The 19,029-nt window shown below is 71.8% G+C and carries 17 protein-coding genes; 16 read left to right on the forward strand and 1 reads right to left on the reverse strand.

The genetic code is table 11. From position 1 onward, the window contains the following. The first annotated feature begins 4 nt into the window (after positions 1 to 4). A complete protein-coding gene (locus FB382_RS01245) occupies positions 5 to 859 on the forward strand; it encodes an ATP-grasp domain-containing protein (protein WP_182536123.1) in 855 nt (284 codons plus the stop codon). Here FB382_RS01245 and FB382_RS01250 read toward each other — a convergent pair. Then, positions 851 to 1,768: an NAD(P)H-dependent flavin oxidoreductase gene (locus tag FB382_RS01250; RefSeq protein WP_182536125.1), complete on the reverse strand. Its 918-nt coding sequence runs from the start codon at positions 1,766 to 1,768 to the stop codon at positions 851 to 853. The two genes, FB382_RS01245 and FB382_RS01250, sit on opposite strands and share 9 nt — an antisense overlap. A gap of 212 nt (positions 1,769 to 1,980) precedes the next feature. Between FB382_RS01250 and groL the strand changes: the two genes are divergently transcribed. The 15 genes from groL to FB382_RS01325 all read left to right on the forward strand — a co-directional run bounded on the left by groL (position 1,981) and on the right by FB382_RS01325 (position 18,985). Then, positions 1,981 to 3,606, forward strand: coding sequence for a chaperonin GroEL (gene groL / locus FB382_RS01255; RefSeq protein WP_125037803.1), 1,626 nt, complete (start codon positions 1,981 to 1,983; stop codon positions 3,604 to 3,606). Positions 3,607 to 3,914: 308 nt separating this feature from the next. After that, the gene (locus FB382_RS01260) at positions 3,915 to 5,162 is read left to right on the forward strand and encodes an MFS transporter (protein WP_220481218.1); all 1,248 of its coding nucleotides are present in this window, start codon (positions 3,915 to 3,917) and stop codon (positions 5,160 to 5,162) included. After that, positions 5,159 to 8,929 (forward strand): nitrate reductase subunit alpha, encoded by a 3,771-nt coding sequence (locus FB382_RS01265; RefSeq protein ID WP_425490041.1) that lies wholly within the window; start codon positions 5,159 to 5,161, stop codon positions 8,927 to 8,929. The genes FB382_RS01260 and FB382_RS01265 overlap by 4 nt, the downstream gene beginning before the upstream one ends. Then, complete coding sequence (narH, locus tag FB382_RS01270) at positions 8,926 to 10,575, forward strand: nitrate reductase subunit beta (protein WP_182536127.1); 1,650 nt, start codon at positions 8,926 to 8,928, stop codon at positions 10,573 to 10,575. The genes FB382_RS01265 and narH overlap by 4 nt, the downstream gene beginning before the upstream one ends. After that, positions 10,572 to 11,270, forward strand: a complete 699-nt coding sequence (gene narJ, locus FB382_RS01275) for a nitrate reductase molybdenum cofactor assembly chaperone (protein WP_182536129.1) — start codon at positions 10,572 to 10,574, stop codon at positions 11,268 to 11,270. The genes narH and narJ overlap by 4 nt, the downstream gene beginning before the upstream one ends. Then, the gene (gene narI / locus FB382_RS01280; RefSeq protein ID WP_182536131.1) at positions 11,267 to 11,992 is read left to right on the forward strand and encodes a respiratory nitrate reductase subunit gamma; all 726 of its coding nucleotides are present in this window, start codon (positions 11,267 to 11,269) and stop codon (positions 11,990 to 11,992) included. The genes narJ and narI overlap by 4 nt, the downstream gene beginning before the upstream one ends. A gap of 113 nt (positions 11,993 to 12,105) precedes the next feature. Beyond that, positions 12,106 to 12,285, forward strand: coding sequence for a hypothetical protein (locus FB382_RS01285; protein WP_182536132.1), 180 nt, complete (start codon positions 12,106 to 12,108; stop codon positions 12,283 to 12,285). Further along, on the forward strand, positions 12,282 to 12,923 hold the full coding sequence (locus FB382_RS01290; protein ID WP_182536134.1) for a cytochrome b N-terminal domain-containing protein: 642 nt from the start codon (positions 12,282 to 12,284) through the stop codon (positions 12,921 to 12,923). Before FB382_RS01285 ends, FB382_RS01290 begins: the two co-directional genes overlap by 4 nt. A gap of 1 nt (position 12,924) precedes the next feature. Further along, the gene (locus FB382_RS01295; protein WP_182536136.1) at positions 12,925 to 13,884 is read left to right on the forward strand and encodes a hypothetical protein; all 960 of its coding nucleotides are present in this window, start codon (positions 12,925 to 12,927) and stop codon (positions 13,882 to 13,884) included. A gap of 41 nt (positions 13,885 to 13,925) precedes the next feature. Continuing rightward, positions 13,926 to 14,495 carry a sigma-70 family RNA polymerase sigma factor gene (locus FB382_RS01300; protein ID WP_182536138.1) on the forward strand — a complete coding sequence of 190 codons (570 nt, stop codon included), beginning with the start codon at positions 13,926 to 13,928 and terminating at the stop codon, positions 14,493 to 14,495. Next, on the forward strand, positions 14,492 to 15,163 hold the full coding sequence (locus tag FB382_RS01305) for a hypothetical protein (protein ID WP_182536140.1): 672 nt from the start codon (positions 14,492 to 14,494) through the stop codon (positions 15,161 to 15,163). Before FB382_RS01300 ends, FB382_RS01305 begins: the two co-directional genes overlap by 4 nt. Positions 15,164 to 15,190: 27 nt before the next feature. Further along, the gene (locus tag FB382_RS01310; protein ID WP_182536141.1) at positions 15,191 to 15,751 is read left to right on the forward strand and encodes an NTP transferase domain-containing protein; all 561 of its coding nucleotides are present in this window, start codon (positions 15,191 to 15,193) and stop codon (positions 15,749 to 15,751) included. A gap of 57 nt (positions 15,752 to 15,808) precedes the next feature. Beyond that, on the forward strand, positions 15,809 to 16,684 hold the full coding sequence (locus tag FB382_RS01315) for an AAA family ATPase (protein WP_182536143.1): 876 nt from the start codon (positions 15,809 to 15,811) through the stop codon (positions 16,682 to 16,684). Next, positions 16,681 to 17,814, forward strand: coding sequence for a vWA domain-containing protein (locus FB382_RS01320; RefSeq protein WP_182536145.1), 1,134 nt, complete (start codon positions 16,681 to 16,683; stop codon positions 17,812 to 17,814). Before FB382_RS01315 ends, FB382_RS01320 begins: the two co-directional genes overlap by 4 nt. Beyond that, positions 17,807 to 18,985 carry an XdhC family protein gene (locus FB382_RS01325; protein ID WP_182536147.1) on the forward strand — a complete coding sequence of 393 codons (1,179 nt, stop codon included), beginning with the start codon at positions 17,807 to 17,809 and terminating at the stop codon, positions 18,983 to 18,985. The genes FB382_RS01320 and FB382_RS01325 overlap by 8 nt, the downstream gene beginning before the upstream one ends. Positions 18,986 to 19,029 lie beyond the last annotated feature (44 nt).

The raw sequence follows: 19,029 nt of genomic DNA on the forward strand, positions 1-19,029 counted from the left end.
TGGGATGACCAGCCCGCCTCCCGTCCTGCTCGTCACGTGTGCGGACTGGCCCGACGGCGAGCCCGGCCACGCCGCCCTCGACGCGGCCCTGGACGCAGCCGGCATCGCCAGCCGGTGGGTGCGGTGGGACGACCCGTGGGTCGACTGGGCTGCGGCCCGGGTCGTGGCCGTCCGGTCGACGTGGGACTACACCAGCAGGCTCGGGGAGTTCCTCGGCTGGGCAGCGGGGATCGGCCCCGCCCTGCTCAACGGGGTCGAGGTGTTCCGCTGGAACACCGACAAGGGCTACCTCGTCGACCTCGCCGAGGCCGGCCTTCCCGTCGTGCCGACCCGGACCGCCGACGACGACGAGGAGGTCCGGCTCGCCGCGGCCGGCTTCGGCGTCTCGGTGGTCAAGCCCCGCGTCGGCGCCGGGGGCTTCGGCGTCGAGGTCGTCGACGACGCCCGACGCTGGCTGCCCGCGGCCGACAGCCCGGGCGGGCCGTGGGTGGTGCAACCGCTCGTGGAGTCGGTGCGCGAGTCTGGTGAGACCTCGGTCTTCGTCATCGACGGCCGACCGGTGAGCCAGGTCGACAAGCGTCCCGCCTCGGGGGAGATCCGGGTGCACGAGCACTTCGGCGGCCGCTCCCGGCCGGTCGAGCTGACCGAGGAGGCCGCGCTGCTGGCGGCCCGGGCCGTCGCCGCGGCGGCGGACCTGATCGGCGCCGAGATCGTCTACGGCCGCGTCGACATGATGCACCACGACGGCGGGCTGGTGGTCAGTGAGATCGAGGTGACCGAGCCCGGGCTCTACCTCGACGTGATGCCCCTCAACGCGATCCCGTTCGCCGAGGCCGTCGCGGCCCGGCTCTCACGCTGAGGGCAGTGCCCGGGCGAACTCCGCCACCACGTCGGCGGCGGTGAGCTCGTGCTCCAGCGCGACCACGCCTTCGCCGGCGTAGAGGTGGGCGGTGCTGAAGTCCTCGGCCTGCACGGCCTTGCGGTGGCGCTCGCGCGCCGCCTCGTCGAGGTGGTCCTCGTGGCCGACCCACGCGTCGAAGTAGGCGTTGGCCACGGCACGGCCCCCGAACTCGCGGGGCCAGGCCGCCTGCTGGGCCACGTCGAAGACCCGCCCGTAGCCGGTCTCGGTGGCGGCGAACAGCGCCTGCCGGGCCCGTGGGGACGTGTCGGTCTCGACGCAGCCGAGGAAGGCGGTGCCGACCCAGGCACCGGCGGCACCGGCCGCGACCACGGCGGCGAGCCCGCGGTGGTTGAGGATGCCGCCGGCGGCGTAGACGGGCAGGTTGGTCCGGTCCAGCACGAGCTGGAGCAGCGGCAGCGTGGCCATCGCGTTGCGTCCGTGGCCGCCCGCCTCGGCACCCCGCACGACCAGGACGTCGGCACCCGCGTCGAGGGCGGCCTCGAGGTCGTCGAGCGACCCCACCTGGGTCGCGGTCAGGATCCCGGCCTCGCGCAGCCGGCCGAGGGGGCCGGCGTACGCACCGAAGGAGACCGAGACCAGCGCCGGCCGCAGCTCGAGGACCGCCTCGAGCTGGTCGGGGGCGTCGGGCAGGGCCCAGGCCATCAGGCCCACGCCGTACGGCGTCCCGTCGGCGCCCGCGATCGCCGCCTGCTCCCGGATCCAGCCGCCGTCGCGGGTGGCCGCGACCCCGATCATCCCGAGGCCGCCGGCCGCGCTGACCGCGTGGGCGAGCCGGCCGCCGCCCGGGCCGGCCATCGGGGCGCCGATGAGGGGGACGGGGGTGCGGAGCTGGTCGGGCAGGTGCATGACCCCCACGGTAGCCGCGAACTCCTTGCACTCTCGGGGGTCGAGTGCTAAACATGACGCTGGCACTCGTAGCATGAGAGTGACAACACCGGATCGGTGACGCTGAGGTCCAGGCACTGGCGAGAAAGGGTTCGTCAGCTTGCCTCGACCGTCCGTCGCGGGCAGCCCACCGATCGGTCCCCATGAACTCATACGCGTGAGGAATGGCTGAAATGCCCAAGCTTATTGCTTTCAACGAGGAGGCCCGGCGCGGCCTCGAGCGTGGCATGAACACGCTCGCTGACGCCGTCAAGGTCACCCTCGGTCCCAAGGGCCGCAACGTCGTCCTGGAGAAGAAGTGGGGCGCCCCCACGATCACCAACGACGGTGTGAGCATCGCCAAGGAGATCGAGCTCGAGGACCCCTACGAGAAGATCGGCGCCGAGCTCGTCAAGGAGGTCGCCAAGAAGACCGACGACGTCGCCGGCGACGGCACGACGACCGCGACCGTTCTCGCCCAGGCGATGGTCCGCGAGGGTCTGCGCAACGTGGCCGCGGGTGCCAACCCGATGGGCCTCAAGCGCGGCATCGAGGCCGCCGTGGCCGCTGTCTCCGAGCAGCTGTCCAACATGGCGATCGACATCGAGACCAAGGAGCAGATCGCGGCCACGGCCTCGATCTCCGCCGCTGACACCACCGTCGGCGAGATCATCGCCGAGGCGATGGACAAGGTCGGCAAGGAAGGTGTCATCACCGTCGAGGAGTCCAACACCTTCGGGCTCGACCTCGAGCTCACCGAGGGCATGCGCTTCGACAAGGGCTACATCTCGGCGTACTTCGTGACCGACCCGGAGCGCATGGAGACCGTGCTGGAGGACCCCTACGTCCTCATCGCCAACTCCAAGATCTCCTCGGTCAAGGACCTGCTGCCGCTCCTGGAGAAGGTCATGCAGTCCGGCAAGCCGCTGCTGATCCTCGCCGAGGACGTCGACGGCGAGGCCCTGTCCACGCTCGTCGTGAACAAGATCCGTGGCACCTTCAAGTCCGTCGCCGTCAAGGCCCCGGGCTTCGGTGACCGCCGCAAGGCCATGCTCCAGGACATCGCGATCCTGACCGGCGGCCAGGTCATCTCCGAGGAGGTCGGCCTCAAGCTCGAGTCGACCGGCATCGAGATGCTCGGCCAGGCCCGCAAGGTCGTCATCACCAAGGACGAGACCACCATCGTCGAGGGTGCCGGCGACACCGCCCAGATCGAGGGTCGGGTCAACCAGATCCGCGCCGAGATCGAGAAGTCGGACTCCGACTACGACCGCGAGAAGCTGCAGGAGCGCCTGGCCAAGCTGGCCGGCGGCGTTGCGGTCATCAAGGTCGGCGCGGCCACCGAGGTCGAGCTCAAGGAGCGCAAGCACCGCATCGAGGACGCCGTTCGCAACGCGAAGGCGGCCGTCGAGGAGGGCATCGTCGCCGGTGGCGGCGTGGCGCTCGTGCAGGCTGCGGCCACCGCGTTCGACAAGCTCGAGCTCGTCGGTGACGAGGCGACCGGGGCCAACATCGTGCGCTTCGCGTCCGACGCCCCGCTCAAGCAGATCGCGATCAACGCCGGCCTCGAGGGCGGCGTCGTGGCGGAGAAGGTGCGCAACCTGACCCCCGGTCACGGCCTCAACGCGGCCACCGGCGAGTACGTCGACATGATCGCCTCCGGCATCATCGACCCCGCCAAGGTGACCCGCTCGGCGCTCCAGAACGCCGCGTCGATCGCCGCGCTGTTCCTCACCACCGAGGCCGTCGTGGCCGACAAGCCGGAGAAGGCCGCCCCGATGGGCGACCCGTCCGGTGGCATGGGCGGCATGGACTTCTGAGCACCCCTTGACGGGGGCCAGCTTGCTGGCACCCCGTCAAAGCCAGGTGCCAGGTTGAGGAGCGTCGGCCGGACCGAGCGAAGCGAGGAACGGCGACGCGTCTCGAAACCTGAGTCCAGCCTCACCACACGCTCCACCAGCAGGGCCCCGGTCTTCGGACCGGGGCCCTGCTGCGTCTCCGGGGGGACTGCCGACGGGCCGAGCGTCCCGACGGTCCGGGACCTCCGACCCTCACCGGCATTTCGCGATTCGGGTGGAGTGGGAGCCGTGGGTCTGCCACGGTGGGTGGGCCGCGTGAGGAGACGCACATGGACGACCTGATGCTCGACGAACCGCGGTCGGGGGTGGCCACCCGGTCGCCGATGGTCATGCTCGTCACCGCGACCATCGGGTTCGCGGTGAACTTCTGGGCCTGGGCGCTGATCAGCCCGCTCGGCCCGCTCTTCCGCGAGAAGGGGACGCTCGGTCACCTCACCGAGTCCGACGTCGCCCTGATGGTCGCCGTCCCGGTCATCGTCGGCTCGCTCGGCCGGATCCTGGTCGGCGCCCTCACCGACAAGCTCGGCGGCCGGGTGATGTTCCCGATCATCTCCGCGGTGACAATCGTCCCGGTCCTGTTCATCGGTTTCTTCGCCCAGACCTCGTACGCCGCCCTCCTGTTCGGCGGCTTCTTCCTCGGCATCGCCGGCACCGCCTTCGCCGTGGGGGTGCCCTTCGTCAACGCGTGGTTCCCGCCCGAGCGCCGCGGCCTGGCCATCGGCGTCTTCGGCGCCGGCATGGGCGGCACCGCGATCAGCGCGCTGACGACGGTCAAGCTCTACACCAACGTCGGCTCCCGCGCGCCCTTCCTCATCACGGCCGCGGTCCTGGCGGTGTACGCCGTCGTCGCCTGGCTGGTGCTGCGTGACGCCCCCGGCCGCACCGCCCCGACCAGCTCCCTGCTGACCCGGCTCTCGGCCAACGCGCGGCTCTCGATCACCTGGCAGGCGTGCCTGCTCTACGCCGTCGCCTTCGGCGGGTACGTCGCGTTCTCGGTCTACCTGCCGGCGTACCTCAAGACCGACTACGGCCTGACCCCGGCCGACGCCGCCAACCGGATGGCCGGCTTCGTCGTCGTCGCCGTGGTCATGCGGCCGCTCGGCGGCTGGCTCTCGGACCGCTTCGGACCGATCCCCGTGCTCGCCTCCGGCTACGCCGTCGTGGTCGTGGGCGCGGGCGTCGCCGCGACCCACCCGCTGCTCGAGCACGTCGGCACGGTCGCGTTCCTCGCGATGGCGGCCGCGCTCGGCGCCGGCAGCGGGGCGACCTTCGCCCTCATCGCGCTGGTGACCGAGCCGTCCCGGGTCGGTGGGGTCACCGGACTGGTGGGAGCGGCCGGCGGGCTCGGCGGCTTCGCGCCGCCGCTGGTCATGGGCTACGTCTACGGCCGCACCGACTCCTACGCGATCGGGCTGTGGCTCCTGTCGGTGACCGCCGCCCTCGCGCTCCTGCTCACCCTGACCGTCGTCCGCCACACCGCCGCTCAGCACGCCACCCAGGAACAGGGGATCCGTTGACGAAGACGCCGAACGACAGCAGCCAGATCGGGATGGATGGGTCGCTCGCCGACGCGCTCGTGCGCAGCAGGCGCTTCTTCACCAAGGGGACCGTCTCGGCGGACCTGCGGACCCTCACGAAGGTCGGGGGCCGGCAGGCCGACGACTTCTACCGGGACCGGTGGAGCCACGACAAGGTCGTGCGCTCCACGCACGGGGTGAACTGCACGGGCTCCTGCTCGTGGAAGGTCTACGTCAAGGACGGGATCATCACCTGGGAGACCCAGCAGACCGACTACCCCTCGGTCGGCCCCGACTCCCCGGAGTACGAGCCCCGCGGCTGCCCCCGCGGCGCCGCGTTCTCCTGGTACACCTACTCGCCGACCCGGGTGCGCTACCCCTACGTGCGCGGCGTGCTGCTGCAGATGTTCCGCGAGGCCAGGGCCCAGCACGGTGGCGACCCGGTCAAGGCCTGGGAGCACATCGTCGAGAACCCGCTGCGGGCCAAGGCCTACAAGTCCGCCCGGGGCAAGGGCGGGCTGGTCCGCGCCACGTGGGAGGAGGCGAGCGAGATCGTCGCCGCCGCCCACGTGCACACGATCAAGAAGTACGGGCCGGACCGCGTCGCGGGGTTCTCGCCGATCCCGGCGATGTCGATGGTGTCCCACGCGTCCGGCGCCCGGTTCCTGAACCTCATCGGTGGCTCGATGCTGAGCTTCTACGACTGGTACGCCGACCTCCCGGTCGCCTCCCCGCAGGTCTTCGGCGACCAGACCGACGTGCCCGAGTCGGGGGACTGGTGGAACGCCGGATACCTGATCATGTGGGGCTCGAACGTCCCGGTCACGCGCACGCCCGACGCCCACTGGATGACCGAGGCCCGCTACCGCGGCCAGAAGGTGATCGCGGTCGCCCCGGACTACGCCGACAACGTGAAGTTCGCCGACGAGTGGCTGCCGGCGAAGCCCGGCACCGACGCCGCCCTGGCGATGGCGATGGGCCACGTCGTGCTCAAGGAGTTCTTCGTCGACCGGGAGACGCCGTACTTCACCGGCTACGTCAAGACCTACACCGACCTGCCGCACCTCGTGCGGCTCGACGAGGTGTCGGCAGGCTCGACCACCGAAGGGTCGACCAACGAAGGGACGCCGACATACACCGCCGGCAAGTTCCTGACCGCCGCTGACCTGGCCGAGCACGCGGGCGAGGAGAACGCCGCCTTCAAGACGGTGCTGATCGACGCGCGCACCGGCGAGGCCGTGGTCCCCAACGGCTCCCTCGGTCACCGCTACGGCGAGGCCGGCGTCGGCCGGTGGAACCTCGAGCTCGGCGACGTGGACCCGCTCCTCTCCCTGCTCGACACGGCGACGGAGTCGGTGGTCGTCCGGATGCCCCGCTTCGACACCGCCGACGGTGCCGCCGCCGACCTGCCCCGAGGCGTGCCCGCGCGCCGGGTGGGCGGCCACCTCGTCACGACCGTCTTCGACCTGCTCCTGGCGCAGTACGGCGTCGGGCGCCCCGGACTGCCCGGTGAGTGGGCCAGCGGCTACGACGACGCCGCGTCCCCGTACACGCCGGCCTGGCAGGAGGCCATCACCGGCGTCCCCGCCGCGGCCGCGGCCCGGGTCGGGCGCGAGTTCGCCCAGAACGCCGAGGAGTCGAAGGGGCGCTCGATGATCCTGATGGGAGCGGGCACCAACCACTGGTTCCACTCCGACACGATCTACCGCGCGTTCCTCACGCTCACCAACCTGACCGGCTGCCAGGGGGTCAACGGCGGCGGCTGGGCCCACTACGTCGGCCAGGAGAAGGTCCGGCCGATCACCGGCTACACCCAGATCGCCAACGCGCTCGACTGGAACCGCCCGCCGCGCAACATGATCCAGACGGCGTTCTGGTACCTCCACACCGACCAGTTCCGCTACGACCAGTTCGGCGCGGACACCCTGTCGGCGACCACCGGGCAGGGCCAGCTCGCCGGGCGGACGACGGCCGACGTGATCGCGCAGAGCGCCCGGATGGGCTGGATGCCGTCGTACCCGACCTTCGACCGCAACCCGCTCGACCTCAGCGACGACGCGGCCGCCGCGGGCAAGCCCGTCGGCGAGTACGTCGTCGAGCAGCTCAAGTCCGGCGCGCTCGACTTCGCGGGCGAGGACCCCGACGCCCCGGGCAACCACCCCCGCATCCTGTCGATCTGGCGGGCCAACCTGCTCGGGTCGTCGGGCAAGGGCAACGAGTACTTCCTCAAGCACCTGCTGGGCACCGACTCGTCGCTGCGGGCAACCGAGACCCCCGAGGGGCGTCGCCCCGTCGACGTCCGCTGGCGCGACGAGGCACCCGAGGGGAAGCTCGACCTGCTGATGACGATCGACTTCCGGCAGACCAGCACCACGGTCTTCTCCGACGTCGTCCTCCCGGCCGCCACCTGGTACGAGAAGCACGACCTCAACACCACCGACATGCACCCCTTCGTGCACTCCTTCAACCCCGCCATCGCCCCGCCCTGGCAGACGCGCACCGACTGGGACGCCTGGCAGACGATCGCCGAGAAGTTCAGTGAGCTCGCCGCCACCCACCTCGGCGTCCGCAAGGACGTGGTCGCGGTCGCCCTCACGCACGACACCCCCGACGCGATGGCCAACCCGCACGGCGTGGTCCGGGACTGGAAGAAGGGCGAGTGCGAGCCGGTCCCCGGCGTCACGATGCCCCGCCTGGTCGAGGTGGAGCGCGACTACGGCGCGGTCGCCGAGAAGATGAACGCGCTCGGCCCGCTGGTCGACACCCTGGGCGCCACCACCAAGGGGGTCACCTTCGAGCTCGGTGCGCAGGTCGAGCACCTGCGCCGCAAGAACGGCGCGGTGCGCGGCGGCGTGGCCGACGGACGACCGTCGCTGAAGCGGGACGTCCACGTGTGCGAGGCGATCCTGGCCATGTCCGGGACCACCAACGGCCACCTCGCCACGCAGGGCTTCCGGACCCTCGAGAAGCGCACCGGCGTCCGGCTCGCCGACCTCGCCGAGGAGCACGAGGGCAAGCGGATCACCTTCGCGGACACCCAGGGCCCGCCCGTCCCGGTCATCACCTCGCCGGAGTGGTCGGGCTCGGAGACCGGCGGGCGGCGCTACTCGCCGTTCACGATCAACGTGGAGCGCAAGAAGCCGTGGCACACGCTGACCGGCCGGATGCACTTCTACCTCGACCACGACTGGATGACCGAGCTCGGTGAGGGACTGCCGGTCTACCGGCCACCGCTCAACATGGCGGCGCTGTTCGCCGAGCCCGACCTGGGCAACGTCTCCGACGGCTCGCCCGGACAGGGCGTCGAGGGGCTCACGGTCCGCTACCTCACCCCGCACAACAAGTGGTCGATCCACTCGGAGTACCAGGACAACCTCTTCATGCTGTCGCTCTCGCGCGGTGGCCAGAACATCTGGATGAGCGACGTCGACGCCCGCAAGGTCGGGATCGAGGACAACGACTGGATCGAGGCGGTCAACCGCAACGGGGTCGTGGTCGCGCGGGCCATCGTGTCCCACCGGATGCCCGAGGGGACGGTGTACATGTACCACGCGCAGGACCGGCTGATCGACGTCCCGCTGGCGGAGACCTCGGGCAAGCGCGGCGGCATCCACAACTCGCTCACCCGGCTGCTGGTGAAGCCCTCGCACCTGATCGGCGGCTACGCCCAGCTGGCCTTCGCCTTCAACTACCTCGGGCCCACCGGCAACCAGCGCGACGAGGTCACCGTGATCCGCAAGCGCTCGCAGGAGGTGCGTTACCAGTGAAGGTCATGGCGCAGATGGCGATGGTGATGAACCTCGACAAGTGCATCGGGTGCCACACCTGCTCGGTCACCTGCAAGCAGGCGTGGACCAACCGGACCGGCACCGAGTACGTCTGGTTCAACAACGTGGAGACCCGGCCCGGGCTGGGTTACCCCCGGACCTACGAGGACCAGGAGAAGTGGAAGGGCGGCTGGGAGCTCAACGGCCGGGGCCGGCTCATGCTCAAGGCGGGTGGCCGGTTCCGGAAGCTGCTGACGATCTTCTCCAACCCCAAGCTGCCCTCGATCGGTGAGTACTACGAGCCGTGGACCTACGACTACGCCACGCTCACCGACGCGCCCGCCCAGGAGCACACGCCCGTGGCGCGGCCCAAGTCGCTGATCTCCGGCAAGGACATGAAGATCGAGTGGTCGGCCAACTGGGACGACGACCTCGGTGGCTCGACCGCGAACGCGCACCGCGACCCGATGCTCAAGAACATCGCCGACAAGGTGAAGTTCGAGTTCGAGCAGACGTTCATGTTCTACCTGCCCCGGATCTGTGAGCACTGCCTGAACCCCTCGTGCGCGGCGTCGTGCCCGAGCGGCGCGATCTACAAGCGCGAGGAGGACGGCATCGTCCTGGTCGACCAGGACCGGTGCCGTGGCTGGCGGATGTGCGTCTCCGGATGCCCGTACAAGAAGGTCTACTTCAACCACAAGACCGGCAAGGCCGAGAAGTGCACGTTCTGCTTCCCGCGGATCGAGGTCGGTCTCCCGACCGTCTGCGCGGAGACCTGCGTCGGCCGGCTGCGCTACATCGGCCTGGTGCTCTACGACGCGGACAAGGTGCTCGAGGCGGCGTCGACCACCGACGAGCACGGGCTCTACGAGGCCCAGCGCGAGGTCTTCCTCGACCCGAACGACCCTGAGGTGGTGCGTGCGGCGGAGCAGGCCGGCATCCCGCGGGACTGGGTCGACGCCGCCCAGCGCTCGCCGATCCACGCGCTGATCAACACCTTCAAGGTCGCGCTGCCGCTGCACCCGGAGTACCGCACGATGCCGATGGTCTGGTACATCCCGCCGCTGTCGCCGGTGGTCGACGTCGTGCGCGACACGGGTGAGGACGCCGAGGACACGGGCAACCTGTTCGCGGCGATCGACGCCCTGCGCATCCCGGTCGAGTACCTCGCCGAGCTGTTCACGGCAGGCGACGTCGCACCCGTGGACGCCGTGCTGAAGAAGCTCGCCGCGATGCGCTGCTACATGCGCGACATCAACATGGGCCGCGAGCCGGATGCCTCGATCCCGGCAGCCGTGGGGATGACCGAGGAGGAGATGTACGACATGTACCGCCTCCTCGCGATCGCGAAGTACGACGAGCGCTACGTGATCCCGCCGGCCCACGCCGAGCAGGCGCACTCCCTGGAGGAGCTGTCCACGGAGTGCTCGGTCTCGGACTACGGCGGCGGCCAGCAGGACCTCTTCGGCGAGGGGTCCGGCGTGCCGACGCCGATCGCGGTCGAGAACTTCCAGATGCTGCAGGACCGGCAGACCTCCGACACGCTGGCCGGGCCGACGAACAAGGGCAGCCGGGTCAACCTCCTCAACTGGGACGGCAAGGGCTCACCTCCCGGGCTGTTCCCACCGAAGGGGCCGGAGTCATGAGCGGCCGGCGGCCGCGGCCGGCGCTGCCGGCCGAGCAGCTCACGATCGCGTGGCAGTCGGTCTCCCTGCTCCTGGACTATCCCGACGAGGCGGTCCTCGACCGGGCCGGGCTGATCAGGGCGGCGTCCCGGGGGCTGCCGCCGACGCTCGGGGACCGGATCCGGGAGTTCCTCGACCACCTCGAGACGACGCCGCTGCCCGAGCTCCAGGCCGACTACGTCGAGACCTTCGACACCCGGCGTCGCTGCAACCTGTTCCTGACCTACTTCGCCCACGGGGACACCCGCAAGCGGGGCATGGCCCTGCTGCGCTTCAAGCAGACCTACCTGGAGGCGGGGTGGCAGCTCGACGACGCGGAGCTGCCCGACCACCTGTGCGTCGTGCTCGAGTTTGCCGCGACGGTGGACCCCGAGCGCGGCCGCGACCTGATGCTCGACCACCGCGCCGGGCTCGAGCTGCTGCGGCTCTCGCTGCAGGACGCGTCCTCGCCGTGGGCACCCCTGGTGGACGCGGTGACCGCCACGCTGCCGCGGCTGCGCGGCGACGAGCGGGACGCCGTACGCCGCCTGGCCGCCGAGGGCCCGCCCGAGGAGGAGGTGGGGCTCGCGCCGTTCGCGAGCCCGCAGTTCAGCCCGGGGGCGTCCTACGAGACCACCCTGCTGCCCATGCCGTCCTTCCCGGGAGCCCGCCCATGAACGCCTTCCTGTTCGTCGTCGTGCCCTACGTCTGCCTGACGACCTTCGTCGTGGGGCACCTGTGGCGCTACCGCTACGACAAGTTCGGCTGGACGACGCGGTCCTCCCAGCTCTACGAGAGCCGGCTGCTGCGCATCGGCAGCCCGCTCTTCCACTTCGGGATGCTGGGGGTGGTGGGCGGTCACGTGATAGGCCTGCTGGTGCCACAGTCGTGGACCGACGCGGTGGGGATCAGCGAGCACGCCTACCACGTGGTGGCGGTCGCCGGCGGGCTGCTCGCCGGCGTGATGACCGTGGTCGGCATGGCGATCCTGGTCTACCGCCGCCGCACCACGGGACCGGTGTTCTCCGCGACCACCACCATGGACAAGGTCATGTACGCCTTCCTGGCGGCGGTGATCGTCCTGGGGATGTGGAACACCGTGGCCGGCTCGATCCTGACCGTCGGCGGGGACTACAACTACCGCGAGGGCGTCTCGGTCTGGTACCGCTCGTTCCTCGCCTTCAACCCCGATGCGTCCCTGATGGCCGACGCCCCGCTGGGCTTCCAGCTGCACGCGCTGGTCGCGTTCGGGCTCTTCGCGCTGTGGCCGTTCACCCGGCTGGTGCACGTCTTCAGCGCGCCGCTGGGCTACCTGACCCGGCCCTACATCGTCTACCGCAGCCGGGACGTCCAGCTCGGCAGCCACCGGCCGCGGCGGGGCTGGGACCGGGTCGGCTGACCCACGAGGGGACCTTCGGCCCGGGCCATCGGCCCTACCGGTGACCCGCTCCGCGCCCCACGCTGGAGCCAGCGGGTGCCACACCCGGCGCCCCGGGCACGAGGTGGTCAGACATGTGGCTCCACCCTTCCATCGCCCTCGCGGCGGGGCACTACTTCCACTGGGGCGTCATCAGCATCAGCGCCACCAACGCCTCGATCATCGTCTCGATGGTCGTCGTCTTCCTGCTCGCCATCGTCCTGCCCTTCCCGCACGGGAAGCGTGAGGACCCGACGGACCGGGACCCGCGATGAGCACCCGGGTCGCACCCGAGGACCAGCGCAGCTGGACCGTCGGGCTGCGCACGCGCCTGTCCACGCTCGTCCCGCCGGGACAGGCCCTGCCCGACCGGCAGCCGGCGTACGTCGCCTCCTGGATCTACGTCTTCGGGGTGCTCTCGCTCGCCTCGCTGCTGGTGGTGCTCGGCACGGGTGCCGCTCTCGCCGTCGGGGGCGCGGCCTGGTGGCACGAGTCGTCGCTGGGGCACTTCGTGAACTCGATGCACCTGTGGAGCGTGGAGCTGTTCTTCGCCACCATGGTCGTGCACCTCTGGGGCAAGTTCTGGATGGCGGCCTGGCGCGGCCGGCGCGCGCTGACCTGGAGCACCGGCGTCGTGGCGTTCGTGACCTCGATCGGCGCGGCGTTCACGGGCTACCTCTCGCAGTCGAACTTCGACTCGCAGTGGATCAGCGCCGAGGCCAAGGACGGCATCAACTCCATCGGCGTCGGCGCCTGGTTCAACGTGCTCAACCCGGGCCAGATGCTGCTGTGGCACGCGCTGCTCGTGCCCGTCGTGGTCGTGGCGGTCGTCGTGTGGCACATCGTGCTGGTCCGCCGCCACGGCGTCGTCCCGCCGCTCGATGCTCTGCCGGATTCTGGGGAGGGACGCTGACATGGTCACCATCGCCGTCCGGCCGCCGCGGGGAACGACCCCGGACTCCCACGACTTCCCGACCCGCCCCTACGACCTGGTCAAGGAGTTCGTCATCGCGCTGGTGGCGATGACGCTGCTCACCGCGGTCCTCGCCGCTGCCTTCTCCTCCCCGGACGAGAAGGCGATCACGATGCAGGGCTGGGCCACGGCCGATCCCGCCGACGTCGTGGCCACGGCCACCGCCGAGCTGGCCGGCACGACCACGAGCGCGACGTACGGCGCGCCGTACAACCACGCGAGCGACGGCCAGAAGCTCCTCGGGCTCCCCCTGCAGAAGTGGGGCGGGGTCCGGATCCCGGTCGACTCCGCGGACCTGGTGCTCCAGCCCCTCGAGGCCCAGACGGGGAACGACGCCGTCACGTCGGCCGTCCAGCAGTGGCGCGCCGCGTCCTCCACCCAGCAGCAGGCCTGGGCCACCGGCTACTCGGACGCACTGGCCGCCGCACCGGGCGGCGACCCGGCCAAGGCCGCGACCGGTGACTACGGCCCCGTGCCGGAGCTGGCCGCAGGGCTCCTCGCCGTGGCGCAGTCGGGCGGTCTCGAGGGCGGCCTGACGTCGTCCGGCAACTTCTACGGCGGCGACCAGACACGAGCCATGCTGCTGCTCTCGGACGGCGCCTACCTGGAGGACCTCGCGGTCGCGCAGAAGCTCGGCGGTGACCAGTGGGGCATGATGAACGAGACGGGCAACTACCCGGGGCAGCCGTGGATGTGGCTCTACACGTTCTGGTACCAGGTGCAGCCGTTCTCCACGTCGGAGAACGCCGACGCGCTCGTGTGGGGACTGATGATGGTCCTCACCCTGGCCCTGATGTTCGTCCCGCTGATCCCGGGCCTGCGTGACATCCCGCGCTGGATCCCGGTGCACCGGCTGATCTGGCGCGACCACTACCGCAGGCACCCGTCCGTGCGGCGGTGAAAGGATCGGCCCCCGTCCGGACATGTGACACCGTGGGGCAGGTGGACGGACACGGGGACGACCGACACGACGACCGACACGGCAACGACCGGCGCGCCCGCTTCGAGCGGGCCGCGCCCGGCCTGGTCGAGCCGCTGCGGCGGTTCCTGGCCCGGCGTACCGACCCCGCCACCGCGGAGGACGTGCTGGCCGAGACCCTGCTGGTCTGCTGGCGCCGTCTGGAGGACCTGCCGGCCGAGCCGTTGCCCTACGCCTACGGCGTGGCCCGCCACTGCCTGGCCAACGCCGAGCGCAGCGCGCGGCGCCAGGAGCGGCTGGCCGCGAAGATCGCGGCGGTCGACCCGCCCCGTGCCACCGTGCCCGGGCCGGGGGAGGACGGGGACGACGAGCTCGCCGAGGCGCTCGCCCGGCTGCGCCCCGACGACGCCGAGCTGCTGCGCCTGTGGGCATGGGAGCAGCTGGGTCCCGGTGAGATCGCGACCGTCCTGGACATCACCTCCAACGCCGCCTCGATCCGGCTGCACCGGGCCCGGCAGAAGCTCAAGGAGGCCCTGCGAAAGGCCTCCGGGGTGGCCGGACATGAGGAGTCGAGAGAAGGGAGGACGTCATGAGCGAGCTCGACGAGTTCGACCGGGACGACGCGCTGCTGGCCCGCCTGCGCGCGATCGACCCGGCGTCCGCCCTGCCACCGGCTGACCCGTCTCGGGTGGCCAGACTCCTGGAGGACACGATGGCCACTGACCGGACCGAGGACCTGCACAACGACGTGCACCACTACGAGCCGCCCGAGACGCGCGAGGACGGCACCCACGGCCGCGGCCTGCTGACCTGGATCGTCGCCGCCGCGGCGGTCGTCCTGATCGCCGGCGTGGGGGTCTTCGGGTTCCTCAGGCACGACTCCGGCAACGAGGTCCCCAGCGCCGGCGGCGACCCGACGGTGACCCAGCTCTCCGCGCCGGCCGCCACCAGCGGCAAGTGCATGGTCCCGTCCGCGCGGATCCTCTCGACGCAGGCGATCGCCTTCGACGGCACCGTCACCGACATCTCCGCCGACCTGGTGACGCTGGTCCCGACCCACTTCTACGCCGGCGACGCCACCGACCTGGTCAAGGTCGAGGCCGACCCGGAGGTGATGCAGGCCCTCGTCGGGGCGGTGAAGTTCCAGGACGGCGGCCGCTACCTCGTCTCGGCCACCGACGGCCGGGTCACGGTCTGCGGGCTCAGCGGCCCCTACGACGCCCGGCTCGCGGCGCTCTACGCCGAGGCGTTCCCCGGCTGATCGGGGTCCGTCTGCCAAGGTGGGCGCGTGACGCTCCAGGGAATCCTCCTCGCCGCCGGTGCCGGCACCCGCATGGGCCAGCCGAAGGCGCTGGTCCGCGACGAAGGCGGCGAGCCGTGGCTCGTCCGAGGCGTCCGGGCGCTGCGTGAGGGCGGCTGCGACCACGTGACCGTGGTCCTGGGCGCGGCCGCCGACGAGGCGTCCCCGTTGCTGGGCGACCTCGGCGTGGCGGTCGTCGTCGCCGAGGACTGGGCCGAGGGCATGTCCGCCTCGCTGCGTGCCGGGCTCGCCTCGGTCGCCGACGGCGACGCCTCGGCCGCGGTGGTCTCGCTGGTCGACCTACCGGATGTCTCGGCCGACGTGGTCCGCCGGGTCACCGATCTCGGCACCGACCACGGCACGCTCGCGCGGGCCTCGTACGCCGGGGAGCCCGGCCACCCGGTCCTGATCGGCCGCGACCACTGGCACGGCGTGCTGGAGACGGCGACCGGTGACCGCGGGGCCCGCGACTACCTCGCGACCCACATGGTCTTCCTGGTCGAGTGCGGCGACCTGGCCACGGGCCGCGACCGCGACACCCCCGGCTGACCTGCAGCCGACCGGCCGCCAACCCCGGGCCAACGCGCCCCGAAGTAGCCTCGACACATGGATCTGCAGTCGACCGGCGACGTCGCCGCCGCCCTGGGCGGGACCGGCTACCTCTGCGACGACTCGCTGGCCACCGTCGGCTTCCTCGCGCTGAAGATGCAGCGGCCGCTGCTGCTCGAGGGTGAGCCCGGCACCGGCAAGACCGCGCTGGCCGAGGCGCTGGCCGAGGCGCTCGACCTGCCGCTCGTGCGGCTTCAGTGCTACGAGGGGATCGACGCCACCCAGGCGCTCTACGACTGGGACTTCCCGCGGCAGATCCTGCACCTGCGCGCCCTCGAGGCGGCCGGCGGCACCGCCGACGTCGAGGAGGCCGAGAAGAGCCTGTACGACGCCCGCTTCCTGCTCGCCCGCCCGGTGCTGGCCGCGCTCCAGCAGAGCCCCGCGGTGCTGCTGGTCGACGAGGTCGACCGCGCCGACGACGAGTTCGAGGCGTTCCTGCTGGAGGTGCTCTCGACCTACCAGGTGACGATCCCCGAGCTGGGGACCGTGCGGGCCGCGACCCCGCCGATCGTGGTGCTCACCTCCAACCGCACCCGCGAGCTGCACGACGCGCTGAAGCGCCGCTGCCTCTACCACTGGATCGAGCACCCGGGCCTGGAGCGCGAGGTCGAGATCGTCCGATCCCGCGCGCCCGAGGTCGCGGCCGGGCTGGCCCGCCAGGTCGTCGAGGTCGTGCAGCAGCTGCGCGACCGCCAGGACCTGCAGAAGCCACCGGGCGTTGCCGAGACCCTCGACTGGGCCCGGGCGCTGCACCACCTCGGCACGACCGACCTCGACCTGGCGACCGCCGCCGCGACGCTCGGCGCCCTCGTGAAGTACCGCGAGGACGCCGACCGGGTCCGGCACGCCCTGGACCAGATGCTGCGCACATGAGCGACACCGACGTCTGGGTGCGCGGCGCCGACGAGGTGCTGCTCGGCTTCACGCGCGCGCTCCGGGCGGCCGGCGTGCCGGTCACCCAGGACCGGTCCCACGGCTTCCTCGAGGCGGTCGCGCTGCTGGGGCTGCACGACCGGAGGACGACGTACGACGCGGGTCGGGCCACGCTGTGCGCCGGCCCGGACGACCTCGAGCGCTACGACCAGGTCTTCGAGGCCTACTTCAACGCCCGCGACGGGCTGCCGCGCTCGCGCCCGGCGCCGCCGACCGTGCCGGCGTTCTCCGACCTGCCGGAGACCGACGGGGAGGGGGAGGGCGAGGAGTCCGAGGAGGTGGTGCGGGCGCGCGCCAGCGCCGCCGAGGTGCTGCGGCACCGCGACGTCGCCCGCCTGTCCCCGGCCGAGCGGCAGCGGCTCGCCGGCATGTTCGCCAGCTTGCGGCCCCGGCCGCCGGTGCGCCGCACGGCCCGCCACCAACGTTGGCGCCGCGGGCAGGTCGACGCCTCCCGCACCCTGCGCTCCTCGCTGCGCCGGATGGGGGAGCCGGCGGAGATCTCCTGGCGCCGCCGCGGGGTCCGGCCCCGACGGCTGGTGCTCCTGGTCGACGTGTCGGGCTCGATGAGCGGGTACGCCGACGCCCTGCTGCGCCTGGCCCACCGGTTCACCGTCGCGGCAGCGACCGGCCGCCGCCGCGGCGTGGTCGAGACGTTCACGGTCGGGACCCGCCTGACCCACCTGACCCGGGCGATGCGGCTGCGCGACCCCGACCGGGCGCTGGTCGCCGCGGGCGAGACCGTGCCCGACTGGTCCGGCGGCACCCGGCTCGGCGAGACCCTCAAGATCTTCCTCGACCGGTGGGGCCAGCGCGGGATGGCCCGCGGCGCCGTCGTCGTGGTGTTCAGCGACGGCTGGGAGCGCGGTGACCCGGCGCTGCTGGCCGAGCAGGTCGAGCGGCTGCACCGCGTCGCCCACCGCGTCGTGTGGGTCAACCCGCACCGCGGCAAGGCCGGCTACGAGCCGGTCCAGCAGGGCGTGCTGGCGGTCCTGCCGCACGTCGACGACTTCCTCGCCGGCCACTCGCTGGCGACCTATGCCGACCTCGTGGAGGTGGTCTCCCGTGCGTGACGTGTTGCCCGAGCTGCTGACCTGGTGGCGGGCCGGCGAGACCGTCGGCGTCGCCACCGTGGTGGCCACCTTCCAGTCCGCGCCCCGCCCGGCCGGTGCCTCGATGCTGGTCGGGCCCTCCGGCGACGCCGTCGGGTCGGTCTCCGGCGGCTGCGTCGAGGGCGCCGTCTACGAGCTGGCCGGCGAGGTGGTCGCCTCCGGCACCCCCGTCCTCCAGCGCTACGGCGTCTCCGACGACGACGCCTTCGCCGTCGGGCTGACCTGCGGCGGCATCCTCGACGTCTACGTCGAGAAGGTCGACCAGCACACCTTCCCCGAGCTCGGGCAGATCGCCGCCGACATCGAGGCGGGCCGCCCGGTCGCCCTCGCCACCGTCATCGAGCACCCCGACCCGGCGTGGCTCGGGCGCCGCCTGGTCGTCCGCCCCGACGAGGGGATAGTCCGTCACGAAATCGTTGGTGGGACCGATCCGGAACAACAGAAACGTGCCGGACTATCGCTCGGTTCGACGCGCGCCGACGACGCCGTCCACGACGACGCCCTCGGCCTGCTCGCGAGCGGCCACAACGCGACCCTGACCTACGGCCCCGACGGCGAGCGCCGCGGCGAGGGGATGCGGGTGTTCGTGTGGGCGTTCGCGCCCAAGCCGCGGATGCTGGTCTTCGGCGCCATCGACTTCGCCGCCGCGGTCGCGCGGGTGGGCTCGTTCCTCGGCTACCACGTCACCGTCTGCGACGCCCGGCCCGTCTTCGCGACCAACACCCGCTTCCCCGAGGCCGACGAGGTGGTCGTGGACTGGCCGCACCGCTACCTCCAGGCCGAGCGCGACGCCGGCCGCATCGACAGCCGGACGGTGATCACGGTGCTGACCCACGACCCGAAGTTCGACGTCCCCCTCCTCGAGGTGGCACTCCGCCTCCCCGACGTGGCGTACGTCGGCGCGATGGGCTCGCGCCGCACCCACGACGACCGGATCGCGCGGCTGCGCGAGGCGGGCCTGGAGGACAAGGAGCTCGACCGGCTCTCCAGCCCGATCGGCCTCGACCTCGGCGCCCGCACCCCGGAGGAGACCGCCATCAGCATCGCCGCCGAGATCATCGCCGGCCGGTGGGGCGGCTCGGGGGAGCGGCTCGGCGCCACCGAGGGTCGGATCCACCGCGACCTGGCCTGACCCGGGCAGGCCCAGACGGACTGTGACGCCCGTCACCTGGCCGG

Source organism: Nocardioides ginsengisegetis (assembly GCF_014138045.1).
Classification (GTDB): domain Bacteria; phylum Actinomycetota; class Actinomycetes; order Propionibacteriales; family Nocardioidaceae; genus Nocardioides; species Nocardioides ginsengisegetis.